Source organism: Coleofasciculus sp. E1-EBD-02 (genome assembly GCF_040218245.1).
In the GTDB taxonomy this organism is placed as follows: Bacteria; Cyanobacteriota; Cyanobacteriia; order Cyanobacteriales; family Coleofasciculaceae; genus Coleofasciculus.
In genome coordinates this window covers 1-17,790 of record NZ_JAVJQN010000033.1, presented here as the reverse complement: position 1 = coordinate 17,790, position 17,790 = coordinate 1, and the positions used below count along the sequence as shown (strand labels likewise).

At 47.0% G+C, this 17,790-nt stretch carries 20 protein-coding genes; 10 read left to right on the top strand and 10 right to left on the bottom strand.

Going from position 1 to position 17,790, the window contains the following annotated elements; all coding sequences use genetic code 11:
- Positions 1-209 precede the first annotated feature (209 nt).
- The 6 genes from RIC07_RS05590 to RIC07_RS05565 all read left to right on the top strand — a co-directional run bounded on the left by RIC07_RS05590 (position 210) and on the right by RIC07_RS05565 (position 8,051).
- Positions 210-2,378, top strand: a complete 2,169-nt coding sequence (locus RIC07_RS05590; protein ID WP_446393648.1) for an AAA family ATPase — start codon at positions 210-212, stop codon at positions 2,376-2,378.
- A 302-nt stretch (positions 2,379-2,680) separates the two neighbouring features.
- Entirely contained in the window at positions 2,681-3,052 is a 372-nt protein-coding gene (locus RIC07_RS05585; RefSeq protein ID WP_446393647.1) for a GxxExxY protein, read from the top strand.
- A gap of 513 nt (positions 3,053-3,565) precedes the next feature.
- Positions 3,566-4,768, top strand: coding sequence for a polymorphic toxin type 33 domain-containing protein (locus RIC07_RS05580; protein ID WP_446393646.1), 1,203 nt, complete (start codon positions 3,566-3,568; stop codon positions 4,766-4,768).
- A 32-nt stretch (positions 4,769-4,800) separates the two neighbouring features.
- Positions 4,801-5,247, top strand: coding sequence for a DUF4279 domain-containing protein (locus RIC07_RS05575; RefSeq protein ID WP_446393645.1), 447 nt, complete (start codon positions 4,801-4,803; stop codon positions 5,245-5,247).
- Positions 5,248-5,490: 243 nt separating this feature from the next.
- Positions 5,491-7,482: an eCIS core domain-containing protein gene (locus RIC07_RS05570; RefSeq protein WP_446393644.1), complete on the top strand. Its 1,992-nt coding sequence runs from the start codon at positions 5,491-5,493 to the stop codon at positions 7,480-7,482.
- Positions 7,479-8,051: a hypothetical protein gene (locus tag RIC07_RS05565; protein WP_446393643.1), complete on the top strand. Its 573-nt coding sequence runs from the start codon at positions 7,479-7,481 to the stop codon at positions 8,049-8,051. Before RIC07_RS05570 ends, RIC07_RS05565 begins: the two co-directional genes overlap by 4 nt.
- Positions 8,052-8,645: 594 nt before the next feature.
- Here RIC07_RS05565 and RIC07_RS05560 read toward each other — a convergent pair.
- Together RIC07_RS05560 and RIC07_RS05555 are read right to left on the bottom strand one after the other, a co-directional pair.
- The gene (locus RIC07_RS05560) at positions 8,646-8,855 is read right to left on the bottom strand and encodes a hypothetical protein (RefSeq protein WP_446393642.1); all 210 of its coding nucleotides are present in this window, start codon (positions 8,853-8,855) and stop codon (positions 8,646-8,648) included.
- Complete coding sequence (locus tag RIC07_RS05555) at positions 8,855-9,151, bottom strand: BrnT family toxin (RefSeq protein ID WP_446393641.1); 297 nt, start codon at positions 9,149-9,151, stop codon at positions 8,855-8,857. Before RIC07_RS05555 ends, RIC07_RS05560 begins: the two co-directional genes overlap by 1 nt.
- Positions 9,152-9,519: 368 nt before the next feature.
- Between RIC07_RS05555 and RIC07_RS05550 the strand changes: the two genes are divergently transcribed.
- Together RIC07_RS05550 and RIC07_RS05545 are read left to right on the top strand one after the other, a co-directional pair.
- Positions 9,520-9,708, top strand: a complete 189-nt coding sequence (locus RIC07_RS05550; protein WP_446393640.1) for a papain fold toxin domain-containing protein — start codon at positions 9,520-9,522, stop codon at positions 9,706-9,708.
- A gap of 55 nt (positions 9,709-9,763) precedes the next feature.
- Positions 9,764-10,120: a hypothetical protein gene (locus RIC07_RS05545; RefSeq protein ID WP_446393639.1), complete on the top strand. Its 357-nt coding sequence runs from the start codon at positions 9,764-9,766 to the stop codon at positions 10,118-10,120.
- A 236-nt stretch (positions 10,121-10,356) separates the two neighbouring features.
- On the opposite strand, the gene RIC07_RS05540 is transcribed toward RIC07_RS05545, so the two are convergent.
- The 7 genes from RIC07_RS05540 to RIC07_RS05510 form a co-directional block, all read right to left on the bottom strand.
- On the bottom strand, positions 10,357-10,695 hold the full coding sequence (locus RIC07_RS05540; RefSeq protein ID WP_446393638.1) for an element excision factor XisI family protein: 339 nt from the start codon (positions 10,693-10,695) through the stop codon (positions 10,357-10,359).
- Entirely contained in the window at positions 10,683-11,099 is a 417-nt protein-coding gene (locus RIC07_RS05535) for a XisH family protein (RefSeq protein WP_446393637.1), read from the bottom strand. Before RIC07_RS05535 ends, RIC07_RS05540 begins: the two co-directional genes overlap by 13 nt.
- Positions 11,100-11,515: 416 nt before the next feature.
- Entirely contained in the window at positions 11,516-11,851 is a 336-nt protein-coding gene (locus RIC07_RS05530) for a DUF5615 family PIN-like protein (protein WP_446393636.1), read from the bottom strand.
- Positions 11,844-12,164, bottom strand: a complete 321-nt coding sequence (locus RIC07_RS05525; RefSeq protein ID WP_446393635.1) for a DUF433 domain-containing protein — start codon at positions 12,162-12,164, stop codon at positions 11,844-11,846. The genes RIC07_RS05530 and RIC07_RS05525 overlap by 8 nt, the downstream gene beginning before the upstream one ends.
- Positions 12,165-12,447: 283 nt before the next feature.
- Positions 12,448-12,705 carry a hypothetical protein gene (locus tag RIC07_RS05520; RefSeq protein ID WP_446393634.1) on the bottom strand — a complete coding sequence of 86 codons (258 nt, stop codon included), beginning with the start codon at positions 12,703-12,705 and terminating at the stop codon, positions 12,448-12,450.
- A 171-nt stretch (positions 12,706-12,876) separates the two neighbouring features.
- Positions 12,877-13,026 (bottom strand): hypothetical protein, encoded by a 150-nt coding sequence (locus RIC07_RS05515; protein ID WP_446393633.1) that lies wholly within the window; start codon positions 13,024-13,026, stop codon positions 12,877-12,879.
- Complete coding sequence (locus RIC07_RS05510) at positions 13,016-13,273, bottom strand: hypothetical protein (protein WP_446393632.1); 258 nt, start codon at positions 13,271-13,273, stop codon at positions 13,016-13,018. Before RIC07_RS05510 ends, RIC07_RS05515 begins: the two co-directional genes overlap by 11 nt.
- Before the next feature lie 811 nt (positions 13,274-14,084).
- On the opposite strand from RIC07_RS05510, the gene RIC07_RS05505 reads away from it, so the two are divergent.
- Together RIC07_RS05505 and psb35 are read left to right on the top strand one after the other, a co-directional pair.
- Entirely contained in the window at positions 14,085-16,472 is a 2,388-nt protein-coding gene (locus RIC07_RS05505) for a transglycosylase domain-containing protein (protein ID WP_446393703.1), read from the top strand.
- A 345-nt stretch (positions 16,473-16,817) separates the two neighbouring features.
- On the top strand, positions 16,818-17,027 hold the full coding sequence (gene psb35, locus RIC07_RS05500) for a photosystem II assembly protein Psb35 (protein WP_446380595.1): 210 nt from the start codon (positions 16,818-16,820) through the stop codon (positions 17,025-17,027).
- 210 nt (positions 17,028-17,237) lie between these two features.
- Here psb35 and RIC07_RS05495 read toward each other — a convergent pair.
- Positions 17,238-17,790 (bottom strand): RNA-guided endonuclease InsQ/TnpB family protein (locus RIC07_RS05495; protein ID WP_446393631.1); only part of this gene is annotated, 553 nt, incomplete at its 5' end.

Sequence of the window (17,790 nt, the reverse complement as noted above, 5' to 3'; positions counted from 1 at the left end):
GGGGTTTAGCTAGCTTGGAATTATTTTTGTCCACAAAATATCCACCATAGATAATATACCTGAAAACCGCACATTCTTCTCACAATGGCTGAATCCCCTGATAATTCGTAAATTATTCCGGAAACAGAGTAAAAAACGAGCAATTATGATGTTGTGTTAAGACATCAAACAGATTTAAATATTTAACCCTTTTTTAGGAAAAGAATAGTTTGAATTATCAGAACGTGACAGGTTTAGCCGAAACAATCTTGAGGAAAGCCAAAACTATGTCTGTAGCAAAGGATACAACAACTATAAATTGGTATGTAGCTAATAGTCGTCGTGATCTGATGAATGCGATCGCACAGGTACGACAGGCGCTGATTGGTCGGATAGAACAGCGTCAGGGAAAGGAGACGGAGATGATCGCGATCGCGCCGCCAGAAGAGGAAGAGGATGCACCACCCTCGGCGTTGATACAACTCTGTCAGATCTTCCGGTTATCAGTGTTTGAGCGGGATGTATTGCTCCTCTGTGCCGGGATGGAATTGGATGAACAGTGGGGGGCGTTATCTGCTGAGGCACAGGGGGAGGCGCACCGGAATTATCCCACGTTTGGTTTAGCCTGGGCGCTTTCTGTAGAACCGAATTTAGCTGCCTTGCGTCCGGATGCGCCTTTGCGCTGGTGGCGGTTGATTGAAGTGGGGGAGGGGACGAGTCGGCTTAAGTGTCCCTTGCGGATAGATGAGCGGATTTTCCATTATCTGTTGGGGGAGGATTATATTGATTCGCGATTGCGGGGAATGGTGCAGCCCTTGTCCGTGGCGGCACAGGATTATGCCGTTTTACCGCCATCCCATCAGCAGATGGTGGCGCAAATTGCGGCAACTTGGGTCGAGTCATCCCGGACATTATTGCCGGTGATTGGGTTATCCGGGGTAGATGGATTGAGTAAAAGTGCGATCGCGGCGGCGGTTTGTCGTCAGTTGAATTTGAATCTCCATCGCTTATCGGTAGCGGCGTTGACGCCTCAGCAGGGAAGTCTGAGTTTAGTTAAGCAGTTGTGTGAACGGGAATGGCGATTGAGTCAGTCGGTGCTATTCGTGGATGGGGATGAGATGGAGGAGGGGATGAACTCTGGGTTATCGGAATTGATCGATACGATTAATCTGCCTCTGATGGTCAGTAGTCCCGAACGTGGGCGACAACGAATGCGATCGCTAATTACCTGGGAAGTGCAGCCCCCCACCGCCGAGGAACAGAAGGCGATTTGGCAAGGGGCTTTAGGCGAGAAAGCCGTGCATCTGGAGGCGGAGATTGAGGCGTTGGTGTCTCAGTTTCAACTGAGTGTCAGGGATATTTATACGGTGTGTCTTCGGGCGCAAACGAGTCTGGAGGAGGAAATCGCCAACAAGGAAGCCGCCAAAGCTACTCCTGCACCTGCACCTGAACCCGTAGAGGAAAGCAAACCCAAGCGCAAACGCCGCACTACCCGGAAAACCACCACCGAAACCCCACCGCCGAAACCTGTCACCTTAGAGGTGGCAAAAAGTCCCCTCTGGGAAATTTGCCGCACCCAAGCCCGTCCCCAGTTGCAGGACTTAGCAGTGCGGATAGAGACAACCGCCGAATGGGAGGATTTAATTTTACCGGAGAGAGAGAAGGGGATGCTGCGGGAGATGGTGGTACAGGTGCAGCAACGGGGAAGGGTCTATGAAACCTGGGGATTTGCCCAAAAGAATCAGCGAGGATTGGGAATAAATGCCCTGTTTTCGGGGATGTCGGGAACCGGGAAAACCCTGGCGGCGGAGGTATTGGGGAATACCCTACGCTTGGATGTCTATCGCATTGATTTGAGTGCGGTGGTGAGTAAGTATATTGGCGAGACGGAGAAGAATCTGCGGCGCATCTTTGATGGGGCGGAAGGAAGTGGGGCGATTTTGCTCTTTGATGAGGCGGATGCGCTGTTTGGCAAACGGTCGGAGGTGAAGGATTCCCATGACCGTCATGCCAATATTGAGGTGAGTTATTTGTTGCAACGAATGGAGACGTATCGGGGATTGGCGATTTTGACGACAAATATTCAGACGGGGTTGGATCAGGCGTTTATTCGTCGGATTCGGTTTATTATCAAGTTTCCCTATCCGGGTGCCAAAGAACGAGAGGAAATCTGGCGGCGGGTGTTTCCCCAACAGACGCCGACAGAGGGGTTGGATTTTAAGAAGTTGGGAAAGCTGCACATGGCAGGGGGAAATATTAAGACGATTGCCATGAATGCGGCGTTTTTAGCGGCGGGTGCTGGGGAAGCGGTGCAGATGAAGCATATTAAGCAGGCGGCGATTCAGGAATGTCTGAAGATGGAACGTCCGATTGGTCAAGGGGAATTGCAAGGCTGGTAACACTGATTTCGCTGATTTTTTTATGGGTTAGTGATGGGTGGCACAGGTGAGTAGCACTGATTACACAGAGGGGTTAGTTCTGGGGTGGCACGGGTTACACTGATTTTTTTATGGGTTAGGGGTGGGAGGTGAGAGGTGAATGGCACTAATGACACAGAGGGGTTGGTGGTGGGTGGCACAGGTTGATTAAATTGGGGTGGGGACTGTTTAGGCGTCTGTGTAATCTGTGTTATTCAATCGTGAGGCTGCTGGTAAAATCTAAGAAAATCGGTGTAATCAGTGTTTGAGGCAGGAGGTTGAGGATGGGTTATTTGTATGAGGAGAAGACCTATCAAATTATTGGCGCGGCACAGGAGGTGCATCGGGAGTTGGGGGCGGGGTTTTTGGAGGTGGTGTATCAGGATTCGTTGGAGATTGAGTTTCACCAGCACAATATTCCCAATCATCGGGAATGTCCCTTACCGATTTTTTATAAGGGGGTGCGGTTAAATCGAACCTACAATGCGGATTTTTTATGCTTTGACCAGATAATCGTGGAAACCAAGGCGGTAAGGGTGTTAGTTAAGGAATTTGAAGCCCAAACCCTGAATTACCTTAAAGCCACGAAACTGCGCCTGGGTTTACTGATTAATTTTGGTGAACCGAGTCTCAAAGTTAAACGCATTATCAATTAGCCCCTCCATGGCAGCCGTGGCGGAACAATATATCTAGACAAGGAAAAAAAGCTTTATTACAAACCCCCCCGAAGATCCAAAAACTGTGATAAAACAGCAGAAACCAACCCGAACCCAACCCATCCCAGAAATCAGTATGACGAACCTTTGCTACCCATCCCTAACCCCTCTGTGAAATCGAAGCTGCCAACCCTTGAATCATCCTTACCAACCTTTGCCACCTACCCCTAACCCCTCTGTGAAATCAGTGCTTCTAACATAAGCCACCCACCCCTACCCTGAAAAAAAATCCGTGAAATCAGTGTTTTAAACACAGATTACACAGAGAAGAAGGTCTCAGCCAGCATAGTCCTAGCAGGAGGTACACAGATTACACAGAAAACTAAATCGCATTGCACCCTTGAATCATCCTTACCAACCTTTGCCACCCACCCCTAACCCCTCTGTGAAATCAGTGCTTCTAACATAAGCCACCCACCCTTACCATCAAAAAAAATCAGAGTAATCAGTGTTATGTCCACTCATCAATCCCTCCCCAAACCCGCCAACGCCAAGAAAAAATCGGATATCCTACCCATTCCAGCGCAATCTAAATCCCATCCGGTTGTCGCCCAACCGAAAATTGAGTCAACCCGCAGTAATGAGGAACAATTGGCACAGATGCGGGCGCAACGAGAAGCGTCTGAACGCATGGGTTCTACTTTATTAATCCCCGAATCGGTTCCCCACACACCGCCACCGGTGCAACCGAAACAGACAATTGGGCAATCGGGGGTAAACAAAGAACAGGAAGCGGATATCCAACCCGTAGCAGCGCCAATTCAATCCCATCCGGTTATCGCCCAACCCAAAATTGAGTCAACCCGCAGTAATGAGGAACAATTGGCACAGATGCGGGCGCAACGAGAAGCATCAGAACGTTTGGGTTCCACGTTATTAACCCCCCAATCCTTGCCCCACGCACCGCCACCTCTGCAACCGAAACTGACGATTGGGCAATCGGGGGATCAGGATGAACCGGAAGCCGATAGGGTAGCGCGTCAGGGGGTGGATCATAAGAATGCGCCGCCGCCGATTCAAGTCTTAGCGCAGATGGTGCAGCCAAGGGATGCTTTGATTCTTCGGGTACAGCCAGGTGGTGATCAGATTCAGGCTAAATCGGATTTTTCCCGAGTCAACACTCACCGATCTGATCAATCTTTACAAAAGCAACTTATTGCTTCTGCTGCGGCACCCTTAGCGGTTTTTGGTCCCATAGGAATCGGCGTGGCATTGACTGTTACGACTGGAGTTTTAATCACGATTTGGCTGAATCATGGTGGCTGGGAGGTCATTGGTGAGATTCCTAATGCTATAGACCAGGGGATTGATAATACACTTGAGAAAGTCAAAGAAATCCTTCAGCAAGCTGGGGAGGTGACACAGAACCAGATCGAGGCTTTAGAAGACTTTATTCGAGGCGTTTTTAGAGCCCAAACCCAAGACATTGATCCAAATGATCCTGAACGGGATGGTTCGCGTGATAGAAAACTGTCGGATGGAGAGATTCAACGACTTAAGGATGCTGGGGAAGATATTCATGAACTGAAACGAGATTGTGAGGGTGGGGCGTCTAAATGCGATTTATACAAGGATAGAGACGGAAATATCTATGTGAAACCGAAAGGGGGACGAGGCGCTGGAGATTTTACAGGACTTAATATTAATGATTTTTGAGCTAAAATCCAATCCATAAGGGGATGGAGATAATGGCAAAGACGAATGAAGTATATGCCTATTTCCAATTGTCAGGGGTTGAACTTGATCCTGACCAAATTACAACTCAGGTCGGAATCAAACCCACAAAGACGTGGAAAACAGGTGATGTGGTGGTTTATCCGAATGGTAGAACAACGACCCGCACCCGCAAGTTTAGTGTGTGGGAAGTGAGATCTCAACTGAATCCAGCCGCCGAACTTGACCCGACACAAGCGTTAGATTTACACTTGGAGTCAGTTTTTCGCCAACTCGAAACAGGCTGGGAGTCGTTAGTCCAAGTCTGTTTGCATTACGAGGCGTTAGTCTGTGGTGTCATTTACGCCTATACTGATATCCCCGCGATTCATTTCAATAAAGAGCAAATTAAAAAAATTAGTGATTTAAATGCGGGTATTGATATTGATGTTTATTCGTTTATGGAAAAATTAGCGGATTAGAGTCAGGGGTTTAGGGTCGATGGTTATGTCCTATACCTCCAGATTCCCCTAACCTCCCTCTATATCAGTGAAATCAGTGCGACAAACCTCTCACCACCAACCCAAAACCTCTCTATAAATCAGAGAAATCAGTGTTTTGATTTTTTTATCCCCAAGGATATAAAGATATATCAAGCGGAGGTTCGCGCATTATCGGGAGAGTTGTTAACCTGGTTCTATTCCCATCACCTATACCTAATTATTATGTCCACTCATCAATCCCTCCCCAAACCCGCAAACGCGAAGAAAAAATCGGATATACTACCCATTCCAGCGCAATCTAAATCCCATCCGGTTATCGCCCAACCTAAAATTGAGTCAACCCGCAGCAATGAGGAACAATTGGCACAGATACGGGCAAAACGAGAAGCATCGGAACGCTTGGGTTCTACCTTATTAATCCCCGAATCGGTTCCCCACACACCGCCACCGATGCAACCGAAACTCACGATTGGACAACCGAATGATCAGTATGAACAGGAAGCCGATAGGGTAGCGCGTCAGGTGGTGGATCATATTAATGCGCCGCCGAAGATACAAGCGAAGACACCGCGATACCCGATGTCGGTGGCGGCGAGGAAGCCTTCTCCATTGGCTCATCACCCAGCGATGACGGTGCAGCGTTATGCTACTGGGGGAGAAATGGATGCGTCGCCGGATTTGGAATCCTCGATTCAACGGGCAAGGGGAGGCGGACAACCGCTAGATGATGGGATACGGGAACGGATGGAAGGGGCGTTTGGGGCAGATTTTAGTGGGGTGCGGGTGCATACGGATGGGACATCAGATCAGTTGAATCAGTCGATTCAGGCGAAGGCGTTTACGACAGGGCAAGATGTGTTCTTTCGTAAAGGCGCGTATGAGCCGGGGAGTCGGGGGGGACAGGAGTTGTTGGCGCATGAATTGACTCATGTGGTGCAGCAGAAGGGGAAGGCGGTGCAGCGAAAAACCTTAACTGATAAATCTGATACCATCTCGACGCGCTTCATTTCTCAAACTGATACCGGTAAGGCAGTGGTACAGTGTAACAGGGTCAAAGAGTTAATCGGCAAGTTTGAATCAAAAGGCAAAACTCAAGTTACAGAGCAACGCTCTCAGAATGAGGATTCGGGGCAGAAAAAGGTTAAAGGATTAAGAAATTCCTTTGAAGAAACCGCTCGGCAAGAGAGTGAAGCTCTGAACTCAAAACGCGACTTTGTTAAAAAAAAGATAGTCAGGGCTACACCCATTAAAGGGGGGGCTGTAAACGAAAAACTGTACAAAATTACGTTCAACTTTGGTGTACAAAAAGCACCGGATGGAAGTCTCAAGAAGGTTCAGGGGACATCACTCTGGTTTTTCAAACCGATAAAGCTGATAAATCTAACCGATGATGATAATGCGCCGGAGGAATTAGATGCTGATGGTTACCCCAATTATGAAGATAGGCATCCTAACTTTTCGCTAGTCATGACGCCGGGTGACAAAATTGCGGGCGAGGGGTTAGGTATTCCTGGTCAAAATCCACGCATTGCTGAACGCAACGTCGCTGCCTACGAAATGGACAAACTGCTGGGTGGGGATACGATCGTTGCCTCGTTCATTGTTGACTCACTGGAAATTCCTGGAAAAGAGGGCAAAGTGCGTGGTCTTTTAATGCAAGGCGCTTCCGGTCAAGAAGCATCTAAGATTAAGGCGAATCAGTTAAGAAAAGAAAAATTGACATCTAGAGAAGAATTAAGAGGATTAGATTTAGAACAATTTGACTTAAACACTCAGCTTGCCTTTTCCCGGCTGTCTCTTCTCGACATTATTATTGGTAACTTTGATCGGCATGTTCAAAACTTTTTTATCGGGAAAGGTAATGTAACGGGGATTGATAACGACCTAATCTTTGGAAAACTTTTCGGGAAAAAGATGTTAGACGATACAAAAGGCAAATCAGACACATATGCAGGTTATTACCCCGCCGATTTGCCAATAATAGACGGGTATTTTGCAGAACGTATCATTCAACTAGACCCCGAATCAGCGAAGCAAGTTTTAGAAAACAACTTCAAGGGTAAGATCTGGGAAAAAGAACTGATAGAAATGCAAGGTGTTCTGGTGGAACGGCTGGAGTGGCTGAAGGCGGAACTTAACAAAGAAGAGATTAGGGAAAATTTTATGAATCCTGACACACTAGAGTGGATGTATCCCAAGCAAGAGCAGCAATGAATCCAGATACCAGTTCTCTCGACAAAGCCAGAGAGCTTTTTGCCAGTGAGGGACTGCCGTTCCCCTATATCCCAGCAGAAATGCACGGCGCTTTCCGCCAGCTTTCCCCGTGGGTGTATAGCACCCGGACAGATATCCCCAGCCCCTATAGCATCGCTCGGTTTGTAGAGGAAGTCGGCACCCAGCCTATAGCAGATTATGTTCTCCTCGGTCATGCAGGGCATGGTATCAACTCCTACGCCATGCACTACTACCTGGTGCGAGGTTCCCTAGGAATGTTTCTCCAGATTGCCTGGGGTGGCGCTTACACCGATAATGATAAGGCAATAGAAGAGATGGCGACTGCCTATACCCAGGCAGAACAACTTGTTGCCGCAATCGAAGCTGCCGAACTTAGCGCCAGTGAACGGCTCATCGTCGTCATCAGCGATTTCTACGGTTCCCGCTGGACACACCTAGACGGGACGAAAGACCCAGAGGCGTTCCACACCGATGTAAATTGGCAGACAGACAGCGATGTATTGCAAAAAGTATTATCCATCTACGCCAAAGAAAAAGATAGTCCGTGAATGGATGCCCCCTCTTTTCAGGTGGTATGACCCGAAAATTGGGGAACTTTTTCGGCAAGATCACAGCAATACCCACCAACCCTTGGAATGAAAGTGCGCCCATATCCCAACCTGCGCCCAACCCATGTACACTCAACCCACATAACCACCCAATGCGATCGCGCCTTGTCTGAACCCCATCAGATAACCAGGCTCAACCCCTTCCCACCTAGTACACTGATAATCGTGCGATCGCGTAACACTGATTTCACTGATTTTATAGAAACGGTAGCGGTGGGGGGGTGAAAGATTAATCGCACTGATTACACGGAGGCGTTAGTTCTCAATTGCCAGAAGATGTAAGACTTGTCGGGATATTATTAAGTCCTCTCTCGTTAATCTGTGTGCTTCACGATTGAGTCTTCTTTATTAGTGTCACTCAATCCGTGTAATCTGTGTTTTGGAAGTGACGAATACAGAGTCTATAGGCTGGCACATTTTCCCATGATGAAATAGTACCTACAAAATTAGCCAAAGTCAAGCCTTTATCGTATAAATGGGTAAAAATAGAAGTGCGATCGCTGCTCTTGGTTGAAATGAAGTGCGATCGCCCCATCAATTGGTTCGCCGAACACTTTCAATCAGCTTTATATTAGCTCTGAGCCATTCATTCACCAATATCTCAACTTCAACGCCCTTCTCATTGGCAAGCTTGTTCATAACCTCATTGACATCGGGTTCAAGATAAATGGGAAAGCTGAAAACGGCATCAGGATGATAAAACTTGCCACGTTCACCCTTAGAAAAATCATAGTCTGCTTTCATTAATTCCCCTCCCTATACTGGCTCATTTCTCGACTTGTTGCTTTACGTGCCGAAATAATCCGAATTTGGCACAATTCATCGTTAATCTGTTCGTAAGTATGTACGACAACGCGAACCACACCTGTGCTATCTATTCCCATCGTAATCCAGCGTTCTTCCTCCTGACTATGTTCCTGATCATAAATAGAAAGCTGGTTAGGATCTCGAAAGATTGTCGCGGCTTGACGAAAAGAAACCCGGTGTTTACGAATATTTTGCTGGTCTTTGGTCGAGTCCCAATCAAAGCTATAACGCAATCCTTACCTCACTCCCTGCCTAGACTACAACAATTCTAACTTAGCTGTTGCGATCGCAGTAACACGCTCTTTCACGGATTTATAGAAACGGTAGCCGTAGGAAGTGAGAGGTTGGTGCGATCGCGGATCTTGTAGGGTGCGAAAACGCAAGTGTAACGCACCACCCTAACCGAAAACGGTGCGTTACGGCGATAAAATCCCCCATTTTTTAAAATGAACCCAAGCCAGCGCCTAACGCACCCTACGGGATAAATAAATTCATGCGATCGCGCCAAGGCTGAACCCCATCAGATAACCAGGCTTAACCCCTTCCCACCCAGTACACTGATAATCGTGCGATCGCGTTAGGGTTGGGTTAACGAGGAAGAGTGGGATCACCCAAGGAACGAAAAAGTTTAAGCCCACATCAAGGAATTGCCGTGAAAATAGGGGAAGAAGAACTCATCTTTGATAATATTCATCACCAGGGCATTTCCCGAAAAGCTTGGCTGAATAACCTCTACTGTCCCATCAAAGACTTTGGCGGCGATTTCCAAATTACAGAGACTGACTTTTAAATCCTAATGGGAATTGAGTTAAAATAAAGTGACAATCCAAACCAAGAGGTGAAAGATGAGTGACTTATATGATCTACTCCAGAAAATACAAAAACGACCTTCAATGTACCTAGGAAAGCCCCATATTAGCAACCTGCGCTCTTGTTTATCAGGTTATAACCTAGCCCGCCGTCAATTAGGAATTCCCCCAACCAAACACGAGCAAGAATTTGTCGAATTCCCAAATTGGATTAAGGAAAAATTTAACATTAGCACCGGACAATCCTGGGATAATATAATTCTATTTTATTCTGAAGATGAAAGAACCGCTTTGAATAAATTTTTTGAATTATTTCAAGAATTTACCCAAGAATCAGAGAAAAACGGCAAACATGAATCCACAGAAGAGCAAGTGGAATCGCCAATCTTGTAGTCGCGTAGCACCCCGAAGTCAAATAGATGAGCATTACATATTCCACAAGGGGAGAAACCGTAGGGGCGCACGCCCCGTGCGCCCTTTGTCTGACGTGCGCCCCTACAATATTATCCCCAAATCCTTTATCGTCGTTCCATTCCTTTCACCGGATAGGATGATTAACCATCCGGGAAATCCTGCGATCGCACCCGCTTTCCTTACAAGTTAATCCTTAGACGATACCAACGGTTAAGCTACGCTAACGCAAATTCAGTATATTGTCTAACATGAGGTGGATGAAACGCTAAAACAATCTCCTCTCGTGTAATTCCTTTGTGCAATAACTCTGTCGCCACTCCATCCTCTGTCCAATCTTCCTCAATCCAAATTTTGTTATCTTTTAAACGAATATGAATCATCACACTCTTAATCCGCTCATCCTTGTGCCATCCCATCAACAGCAAAAGGTACTGATCGTGTACCTGATCAAAAGCTAAAGCACTTTCAGTTGTCGAACCTGATTTTTCATTGAGTTGATGATATTCTGTTAAAACATCTTGGATGATTTGCCGATAATGCTTTAATCTATCCATTCCACAATCACCTCACTTTCTGGATCAACGATTAACAATTTCACTTGATTTCGATTGATAATCATCTGAGCTAACTGGCGTTGAAAATAACGTTTATAGGTTCCTTGTGTAATCGCCAAATACAGTTCAAAATCTAATCCTGTCTCTATCAAAATATCTCGATAAACAATATATTGACCCACAGCTCGTTCTAAGTCATTAATAAATGAGCGACCTAAAAAACTTTTAACTTCGACAAGAATCTTTTGACCCTGTTTGGCTGCTGCGATTGGTTTTTCCGCTGCAATATCCACGTATAGGCGATCACCACCATACTCTAAAGAATAATCTTCCGTTAAAATCTCCCAGCCATCTTTAACCAATGCAAATCTCACAGCATTATGATAAATATCCTTAGCAGGCATCTATAGTTCTATAGTGTTGAAGTATATACCCCTTTAATTTTAACCAAATATCGGAGGCGATCGCAGTAACACGCTCTTTCACTGATTTATAGAAACGTTAAGGGTGAGGAGTGAGAAGTTAGTCATACTGATTTCACTGAGGTGTTAGTTCTCAATAGCCAGAGGATGTAAGACTTGTCGGGAAATTATTAAGTCCTCTGTGTCCATCTGTGTGCTTCACTATTGAATCTTCTCTTTAGTGTCACTCAATCCGTGTAATCTGTGTTTTTGAAGTGATGAGGAAAGAGTCTATAGGCTGGCACATTTTTCCATGATGAAATAGTACCTAAAAAATTAGCCAAAGTCAAGCCTCTGTCGTATAAATGGGTAAAAAAAGAAGTGCGATCGCGCGATTGGTAGGTTGAGTGCGATCACCTCTATAGAAACTCGACACGTCCAACCATTTCCTCTGGTGTACAAACTTCATAAATCAGAACCAGACTTTCAATGATTTGTCCAATCGAACGACTTCCTTGTTGACAATAAGCAATACCTGGATGATCATTAGTCAAGCTAGCCATTCTAAGAAAATCATCATCCTGAGTAAAAAGCACTCGTTTCTCTTGACAGATAAACGCTAACTGTGCGCTATCACTTTGAGTACGCAACCCAGCTTCAACGGTTGTTGTCACATCAATACCCCGACGCCGTAACTCACGAGCAATCACAGATTTCACCTGTTCATCTAAGTGAAACCGAATCCGATTACTCACCCCGACTTTCTCTCAACTTTTCCTGCAGACGGGAGGGAGTATTATTACGCCTTATTTGTTCCACATAAGCCTCACTTTCAGCCGTATAACGGTCAATGTCTTGGCGATGATCATAATAATAAGCCATTGCCGCATAAACCGATGCCAAAGATAAATCATACTCAGTAGCAATATCCTCCAGGGATTCTCCCATCTCCAGATACAGTTTGGCAATCGTCGCCACTGGGATTCTTGTACCCGCAATGCGGGGTTTACCGAAACAATAGCCAGGATCAATGGCGATATGTTCTGTACTTATGGATTGAAGAGGCATTTTTCCGTCTGGGGTAACGAGAATATTGTATTGATCGTATCATCAATCTGAGTGCGATCGCTGTAGGGTATGAAAACGCAAGTGTAACGCACCACCCTAACCGAAAACGGTGCGTTACGGCGTGAAAATCCCAAATTTTGACATTAACCCAAGCCAGCGCCTAACGCACCCTACGGGATAAATAATTCATGCGATCGCGCTTTGGCTGCATCCCATCGGATAACCAGGCTTAACCCCTTCCCACCCAATACACTGATAATCGTGCGATCGCAGCATCTGTGTGTCAAGGTACAAATAATGTCAGGGCAAATATCTTATAAGGGCTAAGGGCGCACATCAGCAAGGGCGCACGTCGGTGCGCCCCTACAATCAATATTATCCCCAAATCCTTTATCGTCGTTCTATTCCTTTCACAGGATAAATAACCATCAGGGAAATCTTGCGATCGCTCCTGTTGCTGTTTGCCTTTGAAGTGATCAGTATAGAGTTTATAGGCTGGCACATTTTCCCATGATGAAAGAATACCTAAAAAATTAGCCAAAGTCAAGCCTCTATCCTATAAATGAAATGGGTAAAAATATAAGTGCGATCGCGTTAGGGTTTGGTTGAGGGGAGAGAGTTCGATCGCCGATCAAGTGACATGATAAGCCGTAATAGCAACTGCCCCATCTGGACTATAAATTGCTTCTATTCGCCTGAAACTTGCGTGAACCTACCAAACTTTAATCCGATTCCCTTTAGCTGGAGCCGTACCCATCTTACTATATCCGGCAGCAATTAAAAGCGCTTCAAATTCAGGAGTTGGCAGAATTTTAACCGTGATTTTGGCAATGCCATCCAGATCATGCTGATCAAGGGTCATAGCTACCTTGATAGGTACTATAGATCCGATACCCAGGTAGAACCAGTGCTATACCCCACCAACTATGAATAATTCCAGGATAGGTTTCTTCTGGTTCACTCCCACCTAACCTAATTTTCAGATCACCTAGCCAAAGATAAAATCCTGGAACGAGACTATCTAAGCTGTAAGCGATCGCTTGCAATTGAGGATCGGATTGTTGCCTAGGTTGAACTGACTTTTTTTTATCCGAGTGAGACGTTGACATAAACAGAATTTGAAGTGACGAGTATAGAGTCTATAGGTGGACACATTTTCCCATGATAAAAAATATACCAGAAAAATGGCGCGATCGCTGATTATTTTGCCCATCAATCTTTGTTTTCTACTCAGTTGCCTGATATCGCCAGCGCAACATTTCAATCAAGATCGGCGAAGCCCGAAACGAATCGCTTCTTACTCTCCTAAATCTAAGTCAATTAGCCCAACATCAGGTTGATTCTAGATGGGTTGAACATCCAGCCAAGCCGGAGGTTGAGCTATCCAGGCTTGAACGGGTTCAGGTGCTGGCGATCTCGCCTCATGGTGTCCGAACTGGCCCCCAATCCCAGTATTCCTGGGTACGGTGGGATTTTTCCAATAGTTGAGATACAATTTGAGCGCTGGAGTGACTTAAACCGCTTAAAAAGAAAAAATGATAACCATTGGTAGACAAAATCGATTAAACCCAGGCGACACATCAACGCCAACGAAACCGATGCTAGGATGACGCTAGATTGCCAAGTCTTACGCATCGGGATTTTACTGAGAAGGAAGCTTGGCTTCATCCATCCGGCAAATTTTGATCCCAAGCCCTAAAATAAGCAAAAGGTCATGGCGGCTTGTGGTTTAATTGAGGAGTTCAAGTGTCAAATTCTATCCCAAAGCACGAAGATCCATCAAGTCAGTTGAATTCGGAGGCAGTAACGGAACAACCAACCCAGGCTGCCTCAGAGGATCAGATTCAACCAGACTCCCAGGCAAAACCGTCACCACGCTTGGGTCTGGTGAGACGATGCCGACGGGGTGTAACGGTGACGATGAATGGGATCAAGGGAATTCCCAGTACCTTGGTTAAGTCATTTGTCGGACCCCCTCCTATCTATCGTCGGCGTAAGTTTTGGGTGGGGATAGGAATGGTGGGGATCAGTGGCGGTGCGATCGCCTTCGGTTTGGGTTGGCAAACCCTGGAAGAAACTTTACCGGAGTCCACGGATGATGTGTTGACCTATATCCGGGATGAGACGATTACCGTAAAAGCCGCCGATGGTACGATTCTCCAGCAAATTGGACCTGCTACCCACGATAATCTAAAAATATGGGAAATTCCGGACAGGCTGAAGCAAGCGTTTATTTCGATAGAAGACCAACGCTTTGAAAATCATAGCGGATTGGATTACCAAGGGATTGTCCGGGCGGCGTTCTCGAATCTGTTAGCCAGAGATGTGGTAGAAGGCGGCAGTACGATCACCCAGCAGTTGGCGCGGATTGTCTATTTTGATCAGCAACAAACCCTAGGGCGCAAGCTCAAAGAAATGCGGATGGCGCAAAAAATTGAGCAGGATTTGGAGAAAGATCAAATCTTGGAGCGCTATTTGAATCTGGTGTATTTGGGGTCTGGGGCGTATGGCGTCGCGGATGCGGCTTGGGTGTATTTTAGTAAACCCGTCACAGAATTGACTTTAGCGGAAATGGCAACCTTGGCAGCCTTGCCACCCGCACCGAGCGAGTATTCTCCCTTTATTAACAAAAGAATAGCCCACGAGCGGCGGAATGTGGTGCTGCGCCGGATGCAGAAAAATGGGTATATTACCGAAGGGGAAGCAGACGCCGCGATCGCGACTCCTCTCCGAACAAAGCGCAGCAACCCGAAGCGTTTAGACAGACAGGCGTCTTATTTTACGGAATATATTCAACAAGAACTGCCGAAATACGTTCCCCCCGATGTTTTAGGCAAAAAGGGATTGATTGTGGAAACAACCCTCAATCCGCAGTGGCAAGTAGCCGCAGAAGCAGCGGTGGCAGAGACAATCGAAACCTATGGCAAATACCAACGGTTTGAACAAGCCGCATTAGTGGCAATTGATCCGCGTAATGGTCAAATCAAAGCCATGGTTGGGGGTAAGGAGTTTTTAGATCAGCAATTTAACCGCGTCACCCAGGCACAACGTCAACCGGGTTCGACATTTAAAACATTTGTTTACACAACCGCGATCGCGGCAGGGTTCTCTCCCTATCAAAGTTATCAGGATGCCCCCTTTGTCGTTGATGGCTATGAACCCAAGAACTATAGTGAAAACTTTCGCGGTTGGACTTCGATTCGGGATGCTCTCACCCATTCAGTGAACATTGTGGCAGTGAAAACCTTAATCAAGGTGGGTTGGGACCCAGTGGTGGAAATTGCCGAGAAAATGGGCATTGAATCGACCCTCAACAAAACCTATTCCTTGGCATTGGGGGCGTCAGAAGTGAATTTACTGGAGTTGACCAGTGCTTATGGCACTTTAGCCACTCAAGGCGTACACGTCCACCCCCATGGGATTCGCCGCATTCTGGATCGACAGGGTAAGGTGATTTATCGAGAACAGATCCAACGCGAGCGAGCCATTGACGAAGACACTGCCGCCATTATGACCTGGATGCTTCGCAATGTGGTCACGTCTGGGACAGGGGGGAACGCTCAGTTACGCGATCGCGTCGTGGCGGGCAAAACAGGCACTTCAGACGAAGCCCGTGACCTCTGGTTCATCGGGTACATTCCCCAACTGGTGACTGGCGTTTGGCTGGGTAATGATGATAATAAACCGACTTGGGGAGCCAGTAGCACCGCCGCCATTACTTGGCATGAGTTCATGGAAGAAGCCGTCGAAAATATGAGGGCGGAAGACTTTCCGGATCGACCGGATAAACTCGATGGTCGGGAAGGGACGATTGAAGCCAAGCCAATCGAGCCGAAAAAAACCTATACCAAGAAGACAAACCAGACTCACTCTAGCAGAAGACGGACAAGCCGCCGCGCTTCGACCACCAGACGCTCAACCTCTCGTTCCACCAGTCGTAGTTATTCCCCACGACGTTCAAGCAGCAGCAGAAGCAGTGGTGGAAGTAGTCGCAGTAACACTAGGAGCCAACCTGCACCCGCCCGTTCCTCCCGTCGCCAAGCCCCGGTTCGCAACACAGCGCCCAGCAACCCACCACCCAGACGGTCAGCACCTGCACCTGCACCCAAACCCGCTCCACCAGCCCCAGCCCCAGCCCCAGCTCAACCTGCAGCGGTTTCGGCTCCGCCAGCCCCAGCCCCAGCCCCAGCCCCAGCGCCTGTGGCACCGCCCCCAGCGCCTCCAGCGTCTCGCAAAGCTGCACCTGAACCCGCTCCGGCGGCACCTGCACCTGCACCAGTCACTGCTCCTCCTGCGTCTGAGGAGTAAAGTTGTGACCCTGAGGGGGTGACAAGGGACTTGAGGGTACTAATGGGTGTCGGGTGTTGGGTGTCGGGTGTCGGGTATAGGGAAAAATTGAACCTTCCCAACCTTCAAGGGAACCTGATTTGTAGGGGCGGGTTTAGGGACTTTCGTTTTACTATTGACGATAACGTTGGTTCAAAACCCGCCCTCATCTCCCCCATCTCCCTCATCTCCCTCATCTCCCTCATCTCCCCCAACTCCCCAGCTTCCCCAACATCTTTGTCAGGGCAATTCGGTCTCAGGGGTGATAGATACTCCTGAAAGTTTTGATAGGATAGCCAAAATAGGATAAGGAGTGAATCTATGTATTTGAATTTATTGATGGAAGCAGGAGCGGCTCAAGCTTCTGAATTTCCATTCTCGTTTACATTGGTCTATGTGATCGGCTTTATCGCCGCTGTTGTCCTCGGCTCTATCGCCTGGTATAACTCCAAACGTCCAGCCGGTTGGGAAAATAAAGATCGTCCTGACATTGTACCCAAGGTTGATACGCCAGAGAATTCCAGCCAAAAGAAATAAAGGCTAAATTTTAAATCGGGAGGGGCTTGCAGCAAAGATGTATTCGATAATACATAGGTTGACAATCTCTCCCCCGCTCCCCTACACCTGGAACCGTTATGAAAGACCTACTCAAAGTTGGTCAACCTTAGTCAGACTTAACTTTGATGCTTACTTCCTGCTTCGCTCTGACGGTGACGGCACTCAACCAGTCCACAGGCACTTCCCCACCTAACTGGCGGCTATCTCCAAATTAATGGAGGCATTAAAATCTCTGTCGATTTCCAGTCCGCAGTTATCGCACCGGAAAACTCGCTCTGATAAAGGCATCTCCTCTTGGACGGTATGGCATCTTGAGCAGGTTTTAGTTGAGGGATACCATCGGTCTACTACAACCAAGCTTGATCCGTACAACTGGCACTTATACTCTAACTGGCGTTTGAACTCATGAAAGCCCATATCCTGAATAGCTTTCGCCAATTTGTGATTAGCCATCATGCCCGACACATTAAGATTCTCTATTCCTATTCGGCTGTGGTTTTGGGCTAAATAGGATGTGAGTTTGTGCAATGTATCTTTGCGAATGTTGGCTATTTTTCGATGGAGTCTAGCTATCTTAATTTGAGCTTTCTTCCAATTAACTGAACCAATTTGTTTATGACGATTTATCCATTGCCGTCGTGAGAGTTTTTTCTCGTACTTTCGGTAAGCTTTCGCCCCCTCCACTACAATCCCGGTAGACAACACGGCTAACGCTTTTATGCCCAGATCGACACCCACTACA

What these genes read in the sequence shown, in the direction of transcription:
- RIC07_RS05585 (WP_446393647.1), top strand. Translation starts at nt 2,681, where the DNA reads ATGGGTTATTTGTATGAGGAGAAGACCTATCAAATTATTGGCGCGGCA.
- RIC07_RS05580 (WP_446393646.1), top strand. Translation starts at nt 3,566, where the DNA reads ATGTCCACTCATCAATCCCTCCCCAAACCCGCCAACGCCAAGAAAAAA.
- RIC07_RS05575 (WP_446393645.1), top strand. Translation starts at nt 4,801, where the DNA reads ATGGCAAAGACGAATGAAGTATATGCCTATTTCCAATTGTCAGGGGTT.
- RIC07_RS05570 (WP_446393644.1), top strand. Translation starts at nt 5,491, where the DNA reads ATGTCCACTCATCAATCCCTCCCCAAACCCGCAAACGCGAAGAAAAAA.
- RIC07_RS05565 (WP_446393643.1), top strand. Translation starts at nt 7,479, where the DNA reads ATGAATCCAGATACCAGTTCTCTCGACAAAGCCAGAGAGCTTTTTGCC.
- RIC07_RS05560 (WP_446393642.1), bottom strand. Translation starts at nt 8,855, where the DNA reads ATGAAAGCAGACTATGATTTTTCTAAGGGTGAACGTGGCAAGTTTTAT.
- RIC07_RS05545 (WP_446393639.1), top strand. Translation starts at nt 9,764, where the DNA reads ATGAGTGACTTATATGATCTACTCCAGAAAATACAAAAACGACCTTCA.
- RIC07_RS05540 (WP_446393638.1), bottom strand. Translation starts at nt 10,695, where the DNA reads ATGGATAGATTAAAGCATTATCGGCAAATCATCCAAGATGTTTTAACA.
- RIC07_RS05535 (WP_446393637.1), bottom strand. Translation starts at nt 11,099, where the DNA reads ATGCCTGCTAAGGATATTTATCATAATGCTGTGAGATTTGCATTGGTT.
- RIC07_RS05525 (WP_446393635.1), bottom strand. Translation starts at nt 12,164, where the DNA reads ATGCCTCTTCAATCCATAAGTACAGAACATATCGCCATTGATCCTGGC.
- RIC07_RS05515 (WP_446393633.1), bottom strand. Translation starts at nt 13,026, where the DNA reads ATGACCCTTGATCAGCATGATCTGGATGGCATTGCCAAAATCACGGTT.
- RIC07_RS05510 (WP_446393632.1), bottom strand. Translation starts at nt 13,273, where the DNA reads ATGTCAACGTCTCACTCGGATAAAAAAAAGTCAGTTCAACCTAGGCAA.
- RIC07_RS05505 (WP_446393703.1), top strand. Translation starts at nt 14,085, where the DNA reads ATGAATGGGATCAAGGGAATTCCCAGTACCTTGGTTAAGTCATTTGTC.